Annotated in this window: 2 protein-coding genes; both read left to right on the forward strand. The window is 47.6% G+C overall.

Features of this window, described 5'->3' with window-relative positions:
* Positions 1-1,030 (forward strand): non-ribosomal peptide synthetase (locus tag Q0577_RS00285; RefSeq protein ID WP_298731632.1); only part of this gene is annotated, 1,030 nt, incomplete at its 5' end.
* On the forward strand, positions 1,027-2,796 hold a 1,770-nt coding region (locus tag Q0577_RS00290), incomplete at its 3' end, for a condensation domain-containing protein (protein WP_298731634.1). The genes Q0577_RS00285 and Q0577_RS00290, both read left to right, overlap by 4 nt.

Consider the following 2,796-nt stretch of genomic DNA (forward strand, 5'->3'; position numbering starts at 1 on the left):
ACCAGACGGCCATAGCCTGAAAAGAGTGATCTCAGCCGGGGAAAGCTGTCCGGTATCGCTGCAGGAAAAATTCAGGACGGTATCCTTTTACAATAAGTACGGGCCCACGGAGGCGACGATCTCAGCCACCATATTTAGCACCCGGGCAGGAGCACTTACCGGCGCTACGGTACCCATTGGAAAACCATTACGTAATCGCCAGGTATTTATTCTCAGCGATAGTGGCGCATTGCAACCCATCGGTGTTAGTGGGGAGATCTGTATTGCCGGCTCGGGACTGGCACGAGGATATCTTCATCAACCGGAGCTCAGCGCTGAAAAATTCGTCCCTAACCCTTTCAGGCCGGGAGAACGCATGTACAGGACAAAAGACCTCGGAAGGTGGCTACCGGACGGCAATATTGAATTCCTCGGACGAATGGATGAACAGGTCAAGATCAGGGGATATCGTATTGAGCCGGCGGAAATTGAAAAATGTTTGCAAACTTTTCCGGGTATTATCGATGCCGCAGTGGCCGCCAGACCCAATAAAGCCGGGGAAGCTGAACTGGCAGCCTACCTGGTAGCCACTGAGCAGCTCAATATCGGCGCCCTCAGAGATCATTTAACCCAAAAACTTCCAGTCTATATGCTGCCTGATCATTACGTGCAACTGGACTTGCTTCCGCTTAATGCCAACGGGAAAGTAGATAAAAAACAGCTGCCACAGCCTGAAGGCATCAGTGTGGCGGGTTGCGCAACCTATGTGCCACCACGCAATGACACAGAGCAACAACTTATAAATATCTGGCAGGATATCCTGGGGAAAGAACGAATCGGTGTTAAAGACAATTTCTTCGACCTCGGAGGACACAGTTTAAAAGCCATACAGCTTGTCTCAAGGATCAACAGCACCTTCTCAGTGCGGCTTAATATTCAAAGCATTTTTATTGCACAAACAGTAGAAAATATTGGTGAGCAGATAATGTTTGTAATACACCAAAGCGAACAGCAACAAAACAGAAAAACGTTAATACAGATAGAAATATGAAAGACTTCCTGAGCAGAATAAGGGATAACAATATCTACCTGAAAATAGTGGATGGAGAGTTGAAAGTGTTTGCCAGCGACAGTGAGGTAGATCCCGGATTAATTGCCGAGATACGGGAAAGAAAAGCAGAGCTATTTCAGATGCTTAAAAATAACAGCCAGCATACTGAAAGACCGGCCGTTAGTTCCAATATCCCTGTAGTTCAGGAACAAGTTGATTATCCGCTTTCATCCGCACAGCGAAGGTTGTGGATGCTATGCCAGTTCAATGAAGGCAGTGTAGCCTATAATATGCCAGCAGTATTCAGCTTTGAAGGCGCGCTGGATATGAATGCAATTTCCCGTTCATTCAGCACGCTGATACATCGCCATGAAAGTCTGCGTACGGTATTCCGTCAGAATGAACAAGGATTGCCAAGACAGGTTATTCTTCCAGCCGAAGTAGCCACTGCAGCTTTCCAGATAACTTATAAAGACCTGCAACAAGATCATGAGGACGTAGTGCAGCAATTTATCCGGCAGGACCTGCAGCAAGCTTTTGATCTTCGTAAAGGACCTTTGATGCGGGTATCCTTATACCAGGTAGATAGCGCACGCTGGATATTCACTTTTGTGATGCACCATATCTGTAGCGACGGATGGTCTGTTGATATCCTCATCCGGGAACTGCTGCATTGCTATAAAGCCTATGTGAAGGGAGCGCAGCCTTCACTCGTTCCCTTAACCATACAATATAAGGACTATGCCTGTTGGCAGCAACAACAGTTAGCCGAAAAGGGTTTCCTGCCTCACAGGCAGTACTGGATCAGACAATTGGAAGGTCAGTTGCCTGTACTTGAACTTCCGGCCGATAAAAGCAGACCAGCTGTAAAAACGTACAAAGGCAGCAGCATCAACAAGCGCATCAGGCCCCAGCTTGCCGATGAGCTAAGATCAGTCTGCCGCAGCCAGGACGCCACCTTATTTATGGGACTGCTCGCTTCTGTTGCAAGCCTCCTCTATCACTATAGCGGACAACAGGATATGATCATTGGAAGCCCGATTGCCGGAAGGGAACATGCCGATCTGGATGGACAGGTGGGGTTTTACCTGAATCCTCTTGCTTTACGGCTTCAGCCCCGTGAGGGTATGACGTTCGAAGAGCTTCTTCAGCACACCAGGCAATGCACACTGGAAGCCTATCAACACCAGGAATACCCTTTTGATCAACTGATCGAGGACCTGCAGCTGCAAAGGGATATAAGCCGCAGTCCGCTGTTCGATGTACTGATAGATTATCATGATAATAAAGAAAGACAACTTGGCCATGGGATGATCGTTGGAGGGCTTAAGATCACACCTTCTGACAATACAACCCAGCCTGTCAGCAAATTTGATCTGACGTTTATTTTCATCGAATCGCCGGATGGGCTCAATTTGCTGATGGAGTATAATACCGACCTGTTTGAAGCCGCTACTATCGAGCGGATGTTTGATCACCTGGAAGGGATCATGGCAGCTGTCATTACTAACCGGCAACAGGTAATCAGCCGGTTGGATTATATCAGTAATGCAGAGCGGCAGCTGCTTTTAAATGAGTTTAATACCGTACCCGAACTCTATAACGGATATCAATCTGTGGTTAAGTTGTTCCGCGAACAGGCTGCACGTAATCCTCAAGCAAAGGCGCTTCTATGGGAGGATGGGAATATCTCCTATAAAGCACTCGATGACAGCTCTGATCACCTGGCAGCATATCTCTTACAACAATACAACATCAAGAGCGGC

It is taken from the genome of uncultured Chitinophaga sp., assembly GCF_937898475.1.
GTDB lineage: Bacteria > Bacteroidota > Bacteroidia > Chitinophagales > Chitinophagaceae > Chitinophaga.